15 protein-coding genes and 1 tRNA gene are annotated in these 17,729 nt (G+C 68.6%); 11 read left to right on the top strand and 5 right to left on the bottom strand.

Annotation, left to right across the window (positions count from 1 at the left end):
• Window positions 1–178: 178 nt before the first annotated feature.
• Window positions 179–2,863, bottom strand: a complete 2,685-nt coding sequence (polA, locus tag A5696_RS12245) for a DNA polymerase I (protein ID WP_067879145.1) — start codon at window positions 2,861–2,863, stop codon at window positions 179–181.
• Window positions 2,864–3,017: 154 nt separating this feature from the next.
• Here polA and A5696_RS12240 point away from each other — a divergent pair, with 154 nt between their 5' ends.
• Together A5696_RS12240 and A5696_RS12235 are read left to right on the top strand one after the other, a co-directional pair.
• Window positions 3,018–3,461: a Zn-ribbon domain-containing OB-fold protein gene (locus A5696_RS12240; RefSeq protein ID WP_067878494.1), complete on the top strand. Its 444-nt coding sequence runs from the start codon at window positions 3,018–3,020 to the stop codon at window positions 3,459–3,461.
• Window positions 3,458–4,657 (top strand): lipid-transfer protein, encoded by a 1,200-nt coding sequence (locus A5696_RS12235; RefSeq protein ID WP_067878489.1) that lies wholly within the window; start codon window positions 3,458–3,460, stop codon window positions 4,655–4,657. The genes A5696_RS12240 and A5696_RS12235 overlap by 4 nt, the downstream gene beginning before the upstream one ends.
• A gap of 82 nt (window positions 4,658–4,739) precedes the next feature.
• On the opposite strand, the gene A5696_RS12230 is transcribed toward A5696_RS12235, so the two are convergent.
• Complete coding sequence (locus tag A5696_RS12230) at window positions 4,740–5,369, bottom strand: ANTAR domain-containing response regulator (RefSeq protein ID WP_067879142.1); 630 nt, start codon at window positions 5,367–5,369, stop codon at window positions 4,740–4,742.
• Between the two features lie 93 nt (window positions 5,370–5,462).
• Between A5696_RS12230 and A5696_RS12225 the strand changes: the two genes are divergently transcribed.
• From A5696_RS12225 to cydC, 9 genes are all read left to right on the top strand, one after another.
• Window positions 5,463–5,539 (top strand) — tRNA-Leu (locus tag A5696_RS12225).
• 218 nt (window positions 5,540–5,757) lie between these two features.
• Window positions 5,758–6,321, top strand: a complete 564-nt coding sequence (locus A5696_RS12220; protein ID WP_082956200.1) for a PE family protein — start codon at window positions 5,758–5,760, stop codon at window positions 6,319–6,321.
• A gap of 573 nt (window positions 6,322–6,894) precedes the next feature.
• On the top strand, window positions 6,895–7,392 hold the full coding sequence (locus A5696_RS12215; protein WP_067878482.1) for a DUF488 family protein: 498 nt from the start codon (window positions 6,895–6,897) through the stop codon (window positions 7,390–7,392).
• Window positions 7,393–7,596: 204 nt separating this feature from the next.
• The gene (locus A5696_RS12210; protein ID WP_067879139.1) at window positions 7,597–8,925 is read left to right on the top strand and encodes an adenylate/guanylate cyclase domain-containing protein; all 1,329 of its coding nucleotides are present in this window, start codon (window positions 7,597–7,599) and stop codon (window positions 8,923–8,925) included.
• 48 nt (window positions 8,926–8,973) lie between these two features.
• The gene (locus A5696_RS12205; RefSeq protein ID WP_156738359.1) at window positions 8,974–9,570 is read left to right on the top strand and encodes an HdeD family acid-resistance protein; all 597 of its coding nucleotides are present in this window, start codon (window positions 8,974–8,976) and stop codon (window positions 9,568–9,570) included.
• Between the two features lie 49 nt (window positions 9,571–9,619).
• A complete protein-coding gene (locus A5696_RS12200; RefSeq protein WP_067878474.1) occupies window positions 9,620–11,086 on the top strand; it encodes a cytochrome ubiquinol oxidase subunit I in 1,467 nt (488 codons plus the stop codon).
• A gap of 11 nt (window positions 11,087–11,097) precedes the next feature.
• Window positions 11,098–12,147, top strand: coding sequence for a cytochrome d ubiquinol oxidase subunit II (gene cydB / locus A5696_RS12195; RefSeq protein ID WP_067878472.1), 1,050 nt, complete (start codon window positions 11,098–11,100; stop codon window positions 12,145–12,147).
• Window positions 12,148–12,194: 47 nt separating this feature from the next.
• The gene (gene cydD, locus A5696_RS12190) at window positions 12,195–13,808 is read left to right on the top strand and encodes a thiol reductant ABC exporter subunit CydD (protein WP_067878468.1); all 1,614 of its coding nucleotides are present in this window, start codon (window positions 12,195–12,197) and stop codon (window positions 13,806–13,808) included.
• On the top strand, window positions 13,795–15,468 hold the full coding sequence (cydC, locus tag A5696_RS12185) for a thiol reductant ABC exporter subunit CydC (RefSeq protein WP_067878462.1): 1,674 nt from the start codon (window positions 13,795–13,797) through the stop codon (window positions 15,466–15,468). Before cydD ends, cydC begins: the two co-directional genes overlap by 14 nt.
• A 5-nt stretch (window positions 15,469–15,473) precedes the next feature.
• On the opposite strand, the gene A5696_RS12180 is transcribed toward cydC, so the two are convergent.
• The 3 genes from A5696_RS12180 to A5696_RS12170 all read right to left on the bottom strand — a co-directional run bounded on the left by A5696_RS12180 (window position 15,474) and on the right by A5696_RS12170 (window position 17,671).
• Window positions 15,474–16,391 (bottom strand): LLM class F420-dependent oxidoreductase, encoded by a 918-nt coding sequence (locus tag A5696_RS12180; protein ID WP_067878459.1) that lies wholly within the window; start codon window positions 16,389–16,391, stop codon window positions 15,474–15,476.
• A 45-nt stretch (window positions 16,392–16,436) separates the two neighbouring features.
• The gene (locus tag A5696_RS12175; RefSeq protein ID WP_067878456.1) at window positions 16,437–16,664 is read right to left on the bottom strand and encodes a hypothetical protein; all 228 of its coding nucleotides are present in this window, start codon (window positions 16,662–16,664) and stop codon (window positions 16,437–16,439) included.
• A 155-nt stretch (window positions 16,665–16,819) separates the two neighbouring features.
• The gene (locus A5696_RS12170) at window positions 16,820–17,671 is read right to left on the bottom strand and encodes a LysR family transcriptional regulator (protein ID WP_067878453.1); all 852 of its coding nucleotides are present in this window, start codon (window positions 17,669–17,671) and stop codon (window positions 16,820–16,822) included.
• Window positions 17,672–17,729: the final 58 nt, after the last annotated feature.

The raw sequence follows: 17,729 nt of genomic DNA, 5'->3' as shown, positions 1-17,729 counted from the left end.
CAAAATCGGGATTTACCTAGTCGAGGCTACTCGACAGGGCACACGCTGGACAAACCAGGCCGACGCGAGCACTGCGGCGCGACCTCGTAAATTGTCGACCTCAGGGTAACGCCACGGCAAACTTTCGGCCGATATTTCCCCCAACGCGACGCACAATTGGACGGGCTCCAATGTGCCGTTAATGGGCGGCGGCGTCCCAAGAGCGCCCGTAACCCACCGAAACCTCCAGCGGGACGTCCAGCGGGTAGGCGGCGCCCATCTTGGCGCGGGCCAACGCCTCGACCCGCTCCCGCTCGCCCGGCGCGATCTCGAACAACAGCTCGTCGTGTACCTGCAGCAGCATCCGCGACGCCAGCCCCGCCTCCTTGATCGCCTTGCCGACCTCGATCATCGCCACCTTGATGATGTCGGCTGCGCTGCCCTGGATCGGCGCGTTGAGCGCCGCCCGCTCGGCGGCCTCCCGCACCTGACGGTTGCTGCTGTCCAGCTCCGGCAGATAGCGGCGGCGGCCCAGCACCGTCGAGGTGTAGCCGTCCTTGCGGGCCTGCTCCACGACGTCCATCAGGTAGTCGCGCACCCCGCCGAAGCGGGCGAAGTAGGCGTCCATCTGCTCCTTCGCCTCTTCGGTGGAGATCTTCAGCTGTTGCGACAGCCCGTAGGCGCTCAACCCGTACGCCAGCCCGTAAGACATCGCCTTGACCCGGCGGCGCAGCTCGGGGGTGACCTCCTCGATGGGCACGCCGAACGCCCGCGATGCGACGAACGAATGCAGGTCCTCCCCGGTGTTGAACGCCTCGATGAGGCCCTCGTCGCGGGACAGGTGGGCCATGATCCGCATCTCGATCTGGCTGTAGTCCGCCGTCATCAGCTCTTCATAGGAAAAGTCGGGGCCCTTGCCGACCACGAACGCGTCCCGGATCTGGCGGCCGGCGTCGGTGCGGATCGGGATGTTCTGCAGGTTGGGTTCGGTCGACGACAGCCTGCCGGTGGCCGCGATCGTCTGGTTGAAGGTGGTGTGGATGCGGCCGTCGGCGGCCACCGAGTTCAGCAACCCGTCGACGGTCACCTTCAGCCGGGTGACGTCGCGGTGGGTCAGCAGGTGCTGCAGGAACGGGTGCCCGGTCTTGTCGAACAGCGACTGCAGGGCGTCCGCGTCGGTGGTGTAGCCGGTCTTGGTGCGCTTGGTCTTCGGCATGCCGAGCTCGTCGAACAGCACCACCTGCAGCTGCTTGGGCGAGCCGAGGTTGATCTGCTTGCCGATCACGGCGTAGGCCGCCTCGGCGGCGTCGCGGATCTCGTCGGCGAACTGGCTTTGCAGCTCGCCCAGCAGCTGGAGATCGACGGCGATGCCCGCGCTTTCCATGCCGGCCAGCACCTGCTGGACGGGCAGCTCCATCTCGCCCAGCAGGGCGGTGGAGTCGATGCGGTCCAGCTCGGCGTCCAGCGCGTCGGCCAGGTCCACCACGGCTCGGGCCCGCAGAATCAGCGTCTGGACGGCCTGCTCGTCGGTGCCCTCGATGTCGTCGAGCAGTGAAAGCTGTTGCTGCTCAGGGGATTCCGCGCGCAGCTCGCGGCGAAGGTAGCGCAGCGAGAGGTCGTCGAGGGTGAAGCTGCGCTGCCCCGGCCGCACCAGGTACGCCGCCAGCGCGGTGTCGGAGGTGACGCCGTTCAGCGTCCAGCCGCGGCCGGCGAGATCGTGGATGGCCAGCTTGGCCTCGTGCAGCGCCTTGGGTTTCTCCGGGTCGGCCAGCCAGGCCGCCAGCGCGGCGTCGTCCTCGGGGGTCAGCGTCGCGGTGTCGACGTAGGCGCCAATGGCGACACCGCCGTCGGCGGCGGCGATGCCCAGCCCGGTCGCGTCCCCGCCGTGCGGCAGGTGCGTGCCCGCCACGGCCAGCCCGGCCCGCCGCCCGTCGCCGGCGTGCTCGGCCAGCCACTGCGCGACCGTGCCGGGCTCCAGCGCGCCGCCGCGCACGTCGAAACCCTCGTCGACCTCGGGCTCGACGGCCACCAGGGTCTCGAACAACCGGTCGCGCAACACCCGGAACTCCAGGTCGTCGAAGAGCCGGTGGATCTGGTCACGGTCCCAGGGCTGCAGCCGCAGCGTGTCCGGCGTCTGGGCCAGCGGCACATCCTTGACGAGGTCGGTGAGCTCGCGGTTGCGAATGACGCTGGCCAGGTTGGCCCGCAGCGCGTCGCCGACCTTGCCGCGCACCGAGTCGACGTTGTCGACCAGACCCTGCAGCGAGCCGTATTCGGCGATCCACTTGGACGCCGTCTTCTCCCCCACCCCGGGGATGCCGGGCAGGTTGTCGCTGGGATCGCCGCGCAGCGCGGCGAAGTCCGGGTACTGCCGGGGGGTCAGCCCGTATTTTTCGACCACCGCCTCGGGGGTGAACCGGGTCAGCTCGCTGACGCCCTTGCGCGGGTACAAGACGGTCACATCGTCGCTGACCAGTTGCAGCGAGTCGCGGTCGCCGCTCACCACCAGCACGCGGTAGCCCTCGTTTTCGGCCTGGGTGGCCAGCGTCGCGATCAGGTCGTCGGCCTCGAAGCCCTGCTCGGAGAGCACCGTGATGCCCAGCGCGTTCAGCACTTCCTTGGTGATGTCGATCTGGCCGTGGAACTCGTCGGGGGTCGACGACCGATTGGCCTTGTATTCCGGGTAGCGCTCGGAGCGGAAGGTCTGCCGGGACACGTCGAACGCCGCGGCGATGTGCGTGGGGGCCTCGTCGCGCAGCAGGTTGATCAGCATGGCGGTGAAGCCGTAGACCGCGTTGGTGGTCAGCCCGCCACGGGTCTTGAAGTTCTCGGCGGGCAGTGCGTAGAACGCCCGGAACGCCAGCGAATTGCCGTCCAGCAGCATCAGTGTCGGTTTGGTTTGTTCCTCGGTTTTCTGAGGGGTGGCGGCGGGCACGGCATTCACTCTAGGCACCCGGTACGACGGACCGGCCCCCGATGGCCCGCCGGGAAACTGCAACACGTTTCAGTTTCGGGTGGGGGCTGGGTAGTCTGGCGAAGTGCCAGAGGTCACCAGCCAACAACCCGCGATCGACGGATGGTTCGCCACCGACTCGACCGGCAGCCCGCACCTGGTCGGCAGCAAGTGCCCCGAGTGCGGCACGTATGTCTTCCCGCCGCGCGAGAACAACTGCCCCAACCCGGCCTGCGCCAACGACACGCTGACATCCGTCGCGCTGTCAACGCGCGGAACGCTGTGGAGCTACACCGAAAACCGTTACGCGCCACCGCCGCCGTACCCCTCCCCGGACCCCTTCGAGCCGTTCGCCGTCGCCGCGGTGCAGCTGGCCGAGGAGGGCCTGATCGTGCTCGGCAAGGTGGTCGAGGGCACGCTGGCCGCCGACCTCAAGGTCGGCATGGAGATGGAGCTGACCACCATGCCGCTGTTCGTTGACGACGACGGCGTCGAGCGCATCGTGCACGCGTGGAAGGTGGCGTCATGACTCCGGAACCGCTGTACATCCTCGGCGCCGGCATGCACCCCTGGGGCAAGTGGGGCCGGGACTTCACCGAGTACGGCGTCGTCGCCGCGCGCGCCGCGCTGGCCGAGGCCGGACTGGACTGGAGCCAGATCCAGCTGGTCGCCGGCGCGGACACCATCCGCAACGGCTACCCCGGTTTCGTCGCCGGCGCGACGTTCGCGCAGAAGCTGGGCTGGAACGGCATTCCGGTCAGCTCGAGCTACGCCGCGTGCGCCAGCGGCTCACAGGCCCTGCAGAGCGCCCGCGCCCAGATCCTGGCCGGGTTCTGCGACGTCGCGCTGGTGATCGGCGCCGACACCACGCCGAAGGGCTTCTTCGCGCCCGTCGGCGGCGAGCGCCGCAACGACCCCGACTGGCAGCGCTTCCATCTCATCGGTGCCACCAACACGGTGTACTTCGCGCTGCTGGCGCGGCGGCGGATGGACCTCTACGGCGCCACGCTCGAGGACTTCGCGCAGGTGAAGGTGAAGAACTCCAGGCACGGGCTGAACAACCCGAACGCCCGCTACCGCAAGGAGAACTCGATCGAGGACGTGCTGGCCAGCCCCGTGGTCTCCGACCCGCTGCGGCTGCTGGACATCTGCGCGACCTCCGATGGCGCGGCGGCGCTGATCGTGGCGAGTGCTGACTTCGCGCGTAAGCATCTCGGCTCGCTCGACGGCGTGCCGTCGGTGCGCGCGGTCAGCACGGTGACCCCGCGCTACCCCCAGCACCTACCCGAATTGCCCGACATCGCAACGGATTCCACCGCGGCGGTGCCCGCACCCGAGCGGGTGTTCAAGGATCAGATCCTCGACGCCGCCTACGCCGAGGCGGGCATCGGGCCGGAGGACCTCAGCCTGGCCGAGGTCTACGACCTGTCCACCGCGCTGGAGCTCGACTGGTACGAGCACCTGGGGCTGTGCGCCAAGGGCGAGGCCGAGGGGCTGCTGCGCAGCGGTGCCACTGCGATCGGCGGCCGGGTCCCGGTCAACCCGTCGGGCGGACTGGCCTGCTTCGGCGAGGCCATCCCGGCCCAGGCCATCGCGCAGGTCTGCGAGCTGACCTGGCAGCTGCGCGGTCAGGCCACCGGTCGGCAGGTTGAGAACGCCACGGTGGGCGTCACCGCCAACCAGGGCCTGTTCGGGCACGGCTCGTCGGTGATCGTGGCCCGCTAGAGCCGCGCCTTACGCCGAGACTGCAACCAGAGCGTCGAATCGCCCAAATTCGCGATCTGAGCGCAGGCTCGACGCGCGGGCGCTACTCGGAAGCGGCGTCCTTCGGGGCATCCCCGAGGGTCTCCAGCACAACCTCGGCCACACGCTTCATGGTGGTGCGCCGATCCATGGCCGCCCGCTGAATCCACTTGAACGCCTCGGGCTCCGTCATGCCCTGCTTGGTCTGCAGCAGGCCTTTGGCGCGCTCGACGACCTTACGGGTCTCCAGCCGGTCGGACAGCGTCGCGACCTCGCGTTCCAGCTCGCTGATCTCGGCGAACCGGCTGACAGCCAGCTCGATGGCCGGGATCAGGTCGCTGATGGTGAACGGCTTCACCAGGTAGGCCATGGCGCCGGCGTCGCGGGCGCGTTCGACCAGGTCGCGCTGGCTGAACGCGGTCAGCACCACGATCGGCGCGATGCGCTTGCTGGCGATCTCCGAGGCGGCATCGATCCCGTCACGCCGCGGCATCTTCACGTCCATGATCACCAGGTCGGGCTTGTGGCGCTCGGCCAGCTCGACGGCCTCCTGGCCGTCACCGGCCTCGCCGACGATCTCGTACCCCTCCTCTCGGAGCATCTCGGCGAGGTCCAGCCGGATGAGCGCTTCGTCTTCCGCGATCAGTACCCGGCGCCGCGCTGCGGCGCCGGTGTCGGTCGTGGGGCCTGTCATGACGGACATTGTGTCGTGCACCCCCGCGACCAGCGAACTCGGGGGCGGTCAGAGTCGACGGGAGCACCGATCCTCTATGGTGGGAGGCTGCCCGCCCTCGTATCCCAACTGGCAGAGGAAACGGACTCAAAACCCGTCCAGTGTGGGTTCGAATCCCACCGAGGGCACCACTAACCCCGGTCAGGGTGAATATCGCCCCCGCGTGCCCAGGGGTCTCGGCTTCCAGCAACGCGCCGGCGCCCGGGCGCAGCGCGCCGGCAGCCTCCCGATGACTTGAGATTTCTATGAAATCATCGAGTTTGTTTGATCGGGCTTTACCGGCCCGTTAGCATGAAATCCGCTGGTTACCATATCCGTCGGTCCAGTGGTGGTTAGCGGAAAAGCAGCGATGTCCTATGTAATCGCAGCACCCGAGATGATGGCGGCGGCCGCAACAAGTCTGGCGGCTGTTCGCTCGACACTGAGCGTGGCCCACTCGGCAGCGGCAACCCCGACCGCCGCAGTGTTGCCCGCGGCCGCCGATGAGGTGTCGGTGGGCATCGCCCACCTGTTCTCGGGATACGCCCAGGAATATCAGGCACAGGCAGCGCGAGCGGCGGCGTTCCATGAGCATTTGCTACAGCACTTGACTGCCAGTGCGCACTGGTACGCGGCCGCTGAGGCCGCCAACACCGCGTCGTTGCTGCACTCTGATGCGACGGCGGCGCCCTCCGCCGGTGGTATCGCCGCCGCGCCGGGCGCATTGATCGATATGTTAACCAGCGCTAACGCCGCGTTGGGCCAATTGCTCAATCAGATACCGAACTTTTGGAGCGGCCTCGCGGATGTAGCATTGCTCGCAGTTATCGTATCTTTGTTACCAGCGTTAGCACTATTCACGCTGGTGGGCGTGATCCTTTCAGCACTATGGCATGTTCCGTTCGAATTGTTTGGTGTGTTGATCTGGCCCTGACCGCAGCGAGACTTTCCAGATCTTCGATCACATTCGGAAGCCTTGCCAGGCCAGCGCGTCGGCCGTTCAACCGCACGGCGCCGGGTTCTAAGCATCAGTCGCGCAACGCCTTTGGCCGACTTCACCTCTGCTTGCCGGTCAACGTCGTCGCGCCGGCCCGCTCGATCATGACGGCGTGAGGAGCGGTAATGCCAGAACCCGCCAAGCGGGCCACGATCTCGTGCCGACCGTATACGCGCTATTTGTTTTCATCCGCGGTTTCGGCACGAATGGTGACGGGGGAACGGTCACGGGTTTCTCCGGTTGGCGTAACCAGCACCGCTTTTCATTTGATCCGCCACCGCAGCCGCAAGAATTATCGCCACTCCCAGCGAAAGCAGTTTCATCCTGCGGGACTGGCGCGTTACGGCTAGTCCCCCATCGGCGACGCCGCGACGGAGGACGTCTTTATTGCAGGGAACCGGGCAACCGTAAGCCGATGGAAGCGGAGCCATTCAGGCGGCGACTTTTCCTGGCGGCAAAGTCATACCGCTCCGATGTGGGTTCGAAACCCACCGAGGGCATCCCCGGTAGATGCTCTACACCATCGGCCACGGCGCCAAAACCGCCGAGGAGATCACTGCGGCGCTGCGCCAGCACAACATCACGCTGCTGGTCGACGTGCGCAGTTTCCCCGGCTCGCGGCGCAACCCAGACGTGTCGAAGGACGCGATGCCGGAATGGCTCGGCGCCGCGGGGATCGCCTACCGCCACGAACCCGATCTCGGTGGGCGGCGCAAGCCGCCGAGCGACCCGGTGCCCCGCGACCAGTGGTGGGAAAACGCATCCTTCGCCAACTACGCGGCCCATACCCGAACGCCCGGCTTCCGGGCGGCGTACCGGCGGCTGCTGGGCGAGGCGGAGGGCGGCGACGTCGCCGTGATGTGTGGGGAACCGATGTGGTGGCGTTGCCACCGGCGGATGATCGCCGACCTGGCCACCCGCGACGGCCACCCGGTGCGGCACATCATGCCCAACGGCTCGCTGGCACCGCACCACCCGTCGGACTGGCTCACGGGTGATGTCGACTAGGCGCGATCGCAAGCGCGGCGCAGCCGGGCGCCGCGGATCGCAACCATTCGACTAGGCGCGATCGCAAGCGCGGCGCAGCCGGGCGCCGCGGATCGCAACCATTCGACTAGGCATGATCGCAAGCGCGGCGCAGCCGGGCGCCGCGGATCGCAACCATTCGACTAGGCACCCGACAAATAGCGAGGTCACCCGTTACTCTTGGTCGTGGTGGCCAAGAAATGCGGGGCCCCACCCCGGAAACATGGCTCGTCGGATCGCCCGGACTGCGTGGCCGCGGTGCGGGAGCAGACGCGTGACCGCAATCTGCACTACGCCGCCAGCGCGGCGCGCCGGGGACGGGTGCTGTCCATCGCCGCCGGGCTGGCGGTGCTGATCCTCGCCACCTTCGTGTGCATGCAGGTCGCCACGGGGTCGTGGTCCTGGCGCATCAACTCGATCAACATCGGCGCCGCCGTCGTCTTCGCGACCATCCCGTGGCTGCGGCGATTCGGGGAATTGGTTGCGCCGGTTACGTTTATCTGCGCGGCCTACGTGTCGATCGTCGCCAGCTGCATGGCGGTGGGCACCGGTGCGGGCGGCCAGTACTTCTTCCTGGTCGGCGCGTGCCTGGTGGTACTGCTGGTGGGGATCGAACACATCCTGCTGGCGGCAGCTCTCGCGGCGGTCGCCGCCGGTCTGACCATCGCGGTGGAATTCCTCGTTCCGCGCGAAACCGGCGTTCAGCCGGCGTGGGCCACGTCGATGGGCTTCGTCGTCACCACCGTGTCGGCGGTGGTGATGGTGGTGGTGACGATGTGGTACGCCCTGCGGGACACCGCGCGCGCCGAGGCCGTGATCGAAGCTCAATACGAGCGCTCGGAGACGCTGCTCGAAAACATGTTGCCCGCCAGCATCGCCGAGCGGCTCAAGGAGCCTGGCCGCGGCATCATCGCCGACAAATATGACGACGCCTCAGTCCTGTTCGCCGACATGGTGGGGTTCACCGAGCGTGCCAGCAGCACCCCGCCCGCCGACCTGGTGCGCTTCCTCGACCGCTTGTACGGCGCTTTCGACGCGCTCGTCGACAAGCACGGCCTCGAGAAAATCAAGGTGAGCGGCGACTCGTATATGGTGGTCAGCGGCGTCCCGCACCCCCGGCCCGACCATGCCCAGGCGCTGGCGGATTTCGCACTCGACATGGCCAATGTCGCTGCGGGACTGAAGGATCCGCACGGCGAGGCGGTCCCGCTCCGAGTGGGGATGGCGTGCGGGCCCGTCGCCGCGGGCGTGGTGGGTTCGCGACGGTTCTTCTACGACGTGTGGGGCGACGCCGTCAATGTCGCCTCCCGGATGGAAGCCACCGACTCGGCGGGACGGATTCAAGTGCCCGAGGCGATGTACCTGCGCCTCAAAGACGAGTTCGTACTGCAGGAGCGCGGCCGCATCGAAGTCAAGGGGAAGGGGCTCATGCGCACGTGGTATCTGATCGGCCGCAAGGCAACCGAGGAATCTCCAGACCTGCGCTCGGAGGCACCGCGCACGGCGCACGTCTGAGCCGAAAGTCCCTATCCGCGGCACCGCCGGTCATGTCAGACTGCTGCCATGCAAACCACTCCGGGCACCGCCCCGGCTCCAAGCTTGTTGCCGCACTTATGGAAATCGACGCTGGTCTCGGGAACTCTGTCGCTGATCGTGGGCGCCGTGATCCTTGCGTGGCCCGGAATTTCCATCCTGGTCGCCGCCGTCGCGTTCGGCGTTTATCTGCTCATCGCCGGTGTCACGCAGGTGGTCTTCGCGTTCAGCCTGCACGTGTCGGCGGGCGGCCGGATCCTGCTGTTCATCAGCGGGGCGGCGTCACTCATCCTGGCGGTCTTGGCGTTTCGCCATTTCGGCGAGGGCTACGCAGTCTTGTTGCTGGCCATCTGGATTGGCATCGGCTTCATCTTCCGCGGCGTCGCCACGACGGTTTCGGCCATCAGCGACCCGGCGCTGCCGGGACGCGGCTGGTCGATTTTCGTCGGCGTGATCAGCCTGCTCGCCGGTGTCGTCGTGCTGGCGTCGCCGTTCGCGTCGATCGTCACCCTGGCGATCGTGGTCGGCGTCTGGTTCGTGGTGATCGGCGTCTTCGAAATCGTGTCGTCGTTCAGCATCCGCAAGGCGTCCAAACAACTCACACGGCAAGGCATGGCGCCGGTCTGACCCAACTACTACACTGTGTCGTAGCTGGCCGTAGTCAGGAGAGATGACAATGAACGTCGTCGACATTTCGCGGTGGCAGTTCGGTATCACCACCGTCTACCACTTCATCTTCGTACCGCTGACCATCGGCCTGGCTCCCCTGCTCGCCGTCATGCAGACGCTCTGGGTGGCCACCGGAAACGCCGCCTGGTATCGCCTGACCAAATTCTTCGGCAAGCTGTTCCTGATCAACTTCGCCATCGGCGTGGCGACGGGAATCGTGCAGGAATTCCAATTCGGCATGAACTGGAGCGAGTACTCCCGGTTCGTCGGCGACATCTTCGGCGCCCCGCTCGCGATGGAGGGCCTGTTCGCCTTCTTCTTCGAATCCACCTTCATCGGCCTGTGGATCTTCGGCTGGAGCCGGCTGCCGCGGCTGATGCACCTGGCGTGCATCTGGATCGTGGCGATTGCGGTGAACGTGTCCGCCTTCTTCATCATCGTGGCGAACTCGTTCATGCAGCATCCCGTCGGCGCGCACTACAACCCGACGACGCACCGCGCCGAGTTGAACAGCATCGGCGCGCTGCTCCGCAATAACACTGCGCTGGCGGCGTTTTCGCACACCGTGACCGGCGCGTTGCTGACGGCGGGGACGTTCGTGGCCGCCGTGAGCGTGTGGTGGCTGATCCGTTCGCGTAACACGGCGTCCACCGTCCCCGAGGCGGATGCCCGCACCGTGTTCCGCCCCGCGGCCATCCTGGGCTGCTGGGTGGTGCTGCTGGCCGCCGTCGGGCTGTTCTTCACCGGCGACCGTCAGGGCAAGCTGATGTTCGTTCAGCAACCGATGAAGATGGCATCGGCAGAATCGTTGTGCAGCACCGAAACCGACCCGAACTTCTCGATACTGACCGTCGGCACGCACAACAACTGCGACAGCATCACCCGCGTGATCGAGGTGCCCTACGTGCTGCCGTTCCTGGCCGAGGGCCGCACCAGCGACGTCACGTTGCAGGGGGTGCGCAATATCCAGCAGGATTTCGAGCACCGATTCGGTCCGAACGACTACCGGCCCAACCTGTTCGTCACGTATTGGTCGTTCCGCGCGATGATCGGCTTCCTGGCCATTCCGGTGTTGTTCGCGCTGGCGACGTTGTGGTTCACCCGGGGCGGCCGGGCGCCCGGCCAGCGCTGGTTCTCCTGGGTGGCGCTGCTCACCATTCCGACGCCGTTCCTGGCCAACATCTCCGGGTGGGTGTTCACCGAAATGGGCCGCCAGCCATGGATCGTCGCGCCGAACCCGACGGGCGATCAGCAGGTGCGGTTGACCGTTCGCGAAGCCGTCTCCCAGCACGCCCCCGGCATGGTCGTCACGTCCCTGGTGACCTTCACCGTCGTCTACGCGGTGCTGGCGGTCATCTGGTTCTGGCTGCTCAAGCGCTACGTCGTCGAAGGGCCGCAGGAACACGACGCCGAACCGGCACCGCCTCGCGCACCCAGCGACGACGAGGTGGCACCGCTTTCGTTCGCGTATTAAGGAGCTGACCGGTGGCATTGCAACAGTTGTGGTTCGGCATCATCGGGATGCTGTTCCTCGGTTTCTTCATTCTGGAGGGCTTCGACTTCGGCGTCGGCATGCTGATGGAGCCGTTGGCCCGCCTCGCTCCTTCAGGCACCGGCGAACCGGAACTGCGGCGGCGCACCGTCCTCAACACCATCGGCCCGGTCTGGGACGGCAACGAGGTGTGGCTGATCACCGCCGGCGCCGCGATGTTCGCCGCCTTTCCCGGCTGGTACGCCACGGTGTTCTCCACGCTGTATCTCCCGTTGCTGGCGATCCTGTTCGGCATGATCGTGCGCGCCGTGGCGATCGAATGGCGCGGCAAGGTCGACGACACGAAATGGCGCGCCTGGGCCGATTTCGGGATCGCCGCCGGATCGTGGCTGCCCGCGGTGTTGTGGGGGGTCGCGTTCGCCATCCTGGTCCGCGGTCTGCCGGTGGACGCCACCGGCCATGTCGACTTGTCGGTCACCGACGTGCTCAACCCCTACACCCTGCTGGGCGGTCTGGCCACCGCGGGGCTGTTCTGGTTCTACGGCGCGGTGTTCGTGACCCTGAAGACCTCGGGCACCACCCGCGATGACGCGCACCGATTCGGTGTGTGGCTGTCGCTTCCGGTGACCGGATTGGTTGCGGCGTTCGGGCTTTGGACGCAGCTGGCACACGGCAAGGGCTGGACCTGGTTGGTACTGGGCGTTGCCGTCGCCGCGCAGCTCGCGGCGGTGCTGTTGGTGTGGCGGCGCGGGTCGGACGGGTGGGCGTTTGCCTGCACCGCCCTGGTGGTCGCGGCCGTGGTCATCCTGCTGTTCGGCTCGCTGTATCCGAACCTGGTGCCCTCGACGCTGAACCCCCAGTGGAATGTGACGATCTACAACGCCTCGTCGACCCCCTACACCCTCACGATCATGACGTGGGTGACCGCGATCATGGCGCCGCTGACGGTGGTCTACCAGGCGTGGACGTATTGGGTCTTCCGGCAACGTCTTTCGTCAGACCGGATACCGCCGCCGATCGGGCTGGCAAGGCGTCCGTCCTGAGCAGCCGGGCGCCGCTGGACCCGCGACTGTGGCGGGCGTCGGCCGCGTTGCGGCGCTACCTGGTCACCGCCGTGGCCTGCGGGGTGGTGATCTCGGGCTGCGCGATCGGCTCGGCCATCGTGCTGGCGGCCACGGTCGCGCGCGTGGTCGCACATCCCCCGGCGCGCGGCCTGCGCGTGTGGCTGGCGCCACTGTCAATCCTGCTGGCACTGTGGATCGTTCGCACGGTGACGCAATGGCTGCAGGCCCGCCTGGCTCAGCGGGGAGCCGGCGCGGTCATCGCCGACCTCAGCGCCCAGGTGCTGTCGGCGGTGACGGCGCGGCAGCCACGCGAACTGGCCGCCCAGCGTGACGCCGCCGCCGTCGTGGTCACCCGCGGCCTCGACGGGCTGCGCCCCTACTTCACCGGCTACCTGCCCACCCTTCTGCTCGCCGCGATCCTGACCCCGGCGACCGTCGCCGTGATCGCGGCCTACGACCTGAAATCGACCGTGATCGTGGCGGTCACCCTGCCCCTCATACCGATCTTCATGGTGTTGATCGGGCTCGCGACGGCCGATCGCTCGGCGGCGGCGCTGCAGGCTATGACGACCCTGCAGGCCCGACTGCTGGACCTGATCGCCGGCATTCCGACACTGCGGGCGCTGGGACGCGGCCGGGGCCCCGAAGACCGGATCGCCGAACTCGCCGCCGCCCACCGCCGCTCGGCGATGGCGACGCTGCGGATCGCGTTCCTCTCGGCGCTGGTGCTCGAACTGCTGGCCACGCTCGGCGTGGCGCTGATCGCGGTCGGCATCGGCCTTCGCCTGGTGTTCGGCGAGATGACGCTGACCACCGGGCTGACGGTGCTGCTGCTGGCGCCGGACGTGTATTGGCCGCTGCGCCGGATCGGCGTGGAATTCCATGCCGCACAGGACGGTAGGACCGCCGCCGACAAGGCGTTCGCCCTCATCGGCGAGCCGGCCGGCCCAGCGGCGGGCAGTCGGACCGTGGACGCGAGCGGCGCCGAGATCCGCTTGGACAGCCTCAGCGTGGCAGACCGGGACGGCCGCGCCCCGCGCGACCTCACGGCGGTGATCGAGCCGGGGCGGGTGACGGTGCTGACCGGACCCAACGGCGCCGGCAAGAGCACCACGCTGCAGGCCATCGCCGGCATCACCGTGCCGTCGTCGGGCCGGGTCACCGTGGCCGGGGTCGACGTCGCCGACCTGGATCCCGCCGCGTGGTGGCGCCAGCTGTCGTGGCTGCCGCAGCGCCCGGTGCTGGTCCCGGGCACCGTGCGCGACAACCTGGTCTTGCTTGGCGGCGTGGACGATCTCGACGAGGCCTGTGCGGCATCGGGTTTCGACGCGGTGCTGGCAGACCTGCCCGACGGAATGGACACGACGCTCGGGCGCGGCGGCGTCGGGCTGTCGCTGGGACAGCGGCAACGGCTGGGCCTCGCGCGCGCGCTCGGGTCGGCGGCGCCGGTGCTGCTGCTCGACGAGCCCACCGCGCACCTGGACGCGCGCACCGAGCAGCGGGTGCTGCGGGCCGTCGTCGCCCGGGCACGCGCCGGAGCCACGGTCGTCGTCGTCGGCCACCGGGAGCCCGTCGTGGCGGTCGGCGACCGGGTGGTCGAGGTGGCCGCGGAGGCCGGAGTCGATCATGTCGCGGTCTGATCCTCCCGTAGGCGCCGCGGGTCGCCGCGAGATCGCCGTGCAAGCGTTGACGCTCCTGCGCCCGCGGCTGCCGCCGGTCCTGGCGGCCGTGGCACTGGGCGTGCTGTCGCTGGGCAGCGCGCTGGCCCTGGCCGGGTGTTCGGCATGGCTGATCACCCGGGCCTGGCAGATGCCGCCCGTGCTGGACCTGTCCGTCGCGGTCGTCGCCGTGCGCACGTTCGCGATTTCGCGGGGCGTGCTGCACTACTGCGAGCGGCTGGCCACCCACGACACCGCGCTGCGCGCCGCCGGCACCGCGCGGGCGCAGATCTATCACCGGCTCGCCGGCGGTCCGGCGGCGGCCGCCGTCCGCCTGCCCAGCGGTGAGCTGGTGGCCCGGGTGGGCGCCGACGTCGACGAGCTGGCCAACGTCCTGGTGCGCGCCGTGGTGCCGATCGCCGTCGCGGCGGTGCTCGGCTTGGCCGCCACCGTGGCCGTCGCGGTCATTTCGCTACCGGCGGCGACGGTGCTGGCGATCTGCCTGGTGGTCGCCGGCTTCGTCGCCCCCAGGCTGGCCGGCCGGGCCGCGGCCACACAGGAAGAGGTTGCCCGCCAACACCATTCAGATCGCGACAAATCCGCGATGATCGCCCTCGAGCACGCGCCGGAGCTGCGCGTCGCCGGCGCCCTGCCCGGCGTCATCGCCGATTCGCAACGCCGCCAACGCGCCTGGGCCGACGCCCTGGACGCCGCCGCCCGACCGGCCGCCATCGCCGAGGCGATGCCGACCGCTGCGATCGGGGCCAGCGTCCTGGGTGCGGTGGTGGCCGGGATCGCGTTGGCGCACAGCGTCGCACCCACCACCCTGGCCGTGCTGATGTTGTTGCCGCTGTCCGCTTTCGAGGCGACGACGCCGCTACCGGCCGCCGCGGTCCAGCTGACGCGCTCGCGGATCGCCGCGCGACGCCTGCTCGACCTGGCCCCGCCGGACCGCCCGGCCGAGCCCGGCGAGGTCGTGCCCGCGTGCGGGGCGCTTTCCGTCGACGTCCGTTCCGGTCACGCGGATTCGGCGCGATCGGTCCCGGTGCGACTCGACCTGGCGCCGGGTGCCCGGCTCGCGGTGACCGGCCCCAGCGGTTCGGGCAAGACGACGCTGCTGATGACGCTCGCCGGGCTGATCCCCCCGCTGGACGGGCGGGTAACGCTGGACGGAACCGACATCGGCCGCTTCGGCGAGGACGAATTACACAGGGCCGTAAGCTTTTTCGCCGAGGACGCGCACGTCTTCGCCACCACGGTCCGGGACAACCTGCTGGTCGCCCGCGGCGACTGCCGCGACGACGAGCTGACGGCGGCGCTGCGCGCCGTGGGCCTCGGCGGGTGGCTCGCCGGTTTGCCCGAAGGCCTGTCGACGGTGCTGACCGGTGGCGCGCAGGCACTCTCGGCGGGACAGCGCCGGCGACTGCTGCTGGCCCGCGCCGTCATCTCGCCGGCCCGCGTCGTGCTGCTCGACGAGCCCACCGAACACCTCGACGCGGCCGACGCCGACCGGGTGCTGAGCGACCTGCTGGGCCCGGACGCCGGCCTGATGTCGGCGGAGCGGACCGTCGTGGTGGCCACCCACCACGTGCCTGAGGGCATTCGGTGTCGGGAACTTCACGTCGATCACGTCGCGGCCTGACAGGCTCACAACGAGGCGGTAAGGCTCCACAATGCTTCGCGATCAACCGATTCCGAGCGGTCCACCGGGCTGATCACGACGTCCGTCGCGCCCGCGTCCAGATAACGCCGCAGCTGCCGCAGCACCGATTCCCGGGTCCCGATCGCGGCGAGTTCGGTGATGTTGGCGACGCCCTCCCTTGCAATGACGTTCCGGTACGACGGGATGGTCTGGTAGAAGCTCAACTGCTCGCCAGCGGTGGCGCGCGCGGTGTCCGCGTCGTCGGACAGCAGCACGGGAACCGCGGCGATGATCCGCGGTGACGGGCGGCCTGCGTCGGCGGCCGCCTTGGCGATCGCCGGCGCGATGAATTCGGCGATGGTGCGAGGCCCGGCGAGGTAGGGCAGCGTGCCGTCCGCGAGTTCGCCGGTGACGCGCAACGCCTTGGACCCCATCGCGGCGACGTACACGGGCACAGGCGTTCCGCCGGCCACCGCCACAGGAAACGCGGGGCTGGCGCTCAGCTCGGCGCCATGGACGTCGACGCTGCCGGTGTCGAAGACGGCGCGCAGGATGGTGAGATGCTCGCGCAGCCGCTGGATCGTGTTCGACCAGTCGGTGCCGAACGTCTGGCGTTCTATCGCACGGGCGCCGAGGCCGAGTCCGAGGCTGAAGTTGCCGTGCGAGGCGGCTTGCGCCGTCTGAGCCAACGAGGCGACGATCAACGGGTGTCGCGGGTTGATCGGCACCACCGACGTGCCCACCCCCAGCCCAGGCACGGCGGCCCCGATCAGGCCCGCCAGCGCGATCGCGTCGTAATGGGCCTGCTGGGCCAGCCAGATCTGGCGGACGCCGAGTTCGTATGCACGCCTTGCCTGTCCAATCACGTCATCGACGAGGTTTTCGGCATCCTGGCGCGCCGTGATGATGATTCCAGTGGTCATGACGCAACCAACGCACCCGGGTCGGCCGGGGATTCCCCTCGGATCTTATTGATCCCAATCCAGGCGGCGCAGGACGTCCTCGATTGTCTCGGCGTTGCCGTACGGATCGCGCAGCCGCGCCGGACAACGCCCCCACAGCACCAGCGGCAGCTCGTGGGGCAGTAGCTCTATCACCACGCCGTCGCGGCCCGCGGTGGCCGACAGGCCGCGGCCCGGCGCCACAACCAGATCGGACCGGCCATCGCTGCGCAGAACAACCGGCCGCGACACCACGTCGGCGCCGTCGACTGTAGTTGCGACAGGCTCACGATGAATGCGCGCATGGCCTCGTCGCGCAATCCCGATGTTTCGGCCATGGGGCCCACCCAACAGGCCCGCGCGGCCGGAGGCTAGCGGCTTTGCGACATCACAGCCGGCCTTGGCTACCTTCAGTTCTCGGCGGCCAGCACGTCACGCACCGCGGCGTCGACGGTGCTGAGCAGGTCGGCGTCGATGCCGGTCCGACCGCGAACCAGTATCGAGGCGAAATTGGCCGGCGGCAGGCCCTCGGCCGGGCACAGGCCATCGGGAAGCTTTCCGATCATCGGGAGCAGCGCCACCCCGAGACCCGACCGCACGGCCGCGTAGAGCCCGGACAGATCGCCGCACTCGACGGCGATCTCGTAGGCGATGTCGCGCCTTTCGAGGATCGAAAACGCCGGTTCCCGCAACGTGCACGGTTCCGAGAAGATCACCAGCGGCAGCGGATCGCGCGTCGACGCCGCGAAGGTGCGGGCCGAAACCCATTGCAGCGGGACCGATCCCGACGCGTTGACGCGATCCAGGCCCGCTCCGTCGAGCATGACCGCCACGTCCACCAGCCCGCGTTCGATGGAGTCGGCCAGCGACACATTGCGGTCGAGCCGAAAGCGCACCCGCCGGTCGGGAAGTCGCTCGCGCAGCGCCCCGGTCAGGCCGGCCAGCATCACGTCGGCGCCGTGCTCGGTAGCGCCGATCGTCAACAGCGCCTGTTCGGTTGCGCCCAGGTCGTCGAGCGCCGCGTCGTGGGCGGCCAGGATGGCGCGGGCGTGCCGCAGCACCTTGTGGCCGGCTTCGGTGAACACCATGCCGCGGCCCGAGCGTTCGACCAGTGTCTGGCCGACCACCGCTTCGATCCTGCGCAGGTGCTGGCTGACGGCGGACTGGCTCACGTGCAGCGCGGCGGCGGCACGGTGAAATCCGCCACAGTCGGCGACGGCGACGAGGCTGCGCAGGGGTGCGATGTCCAGGACCTGAGCCATGTCTGCACCCTAATTCGATTCGTATTCACGATCAATAGCCGAGGTAACCATGTCGAAA

Origin of the sequence: Mycobacterium sp. E2699 (assembly GCF_001666745.1) — a bacterium.
Classification (GTDB): Bacteria; Actinomycetota; Actinomycetes; order Mycobacteriales; family Mycobacteriaceae; genus Mycobacterium.
This window is presented reverse-complemented; position numbering and strand designations above follow the sequence as displayed.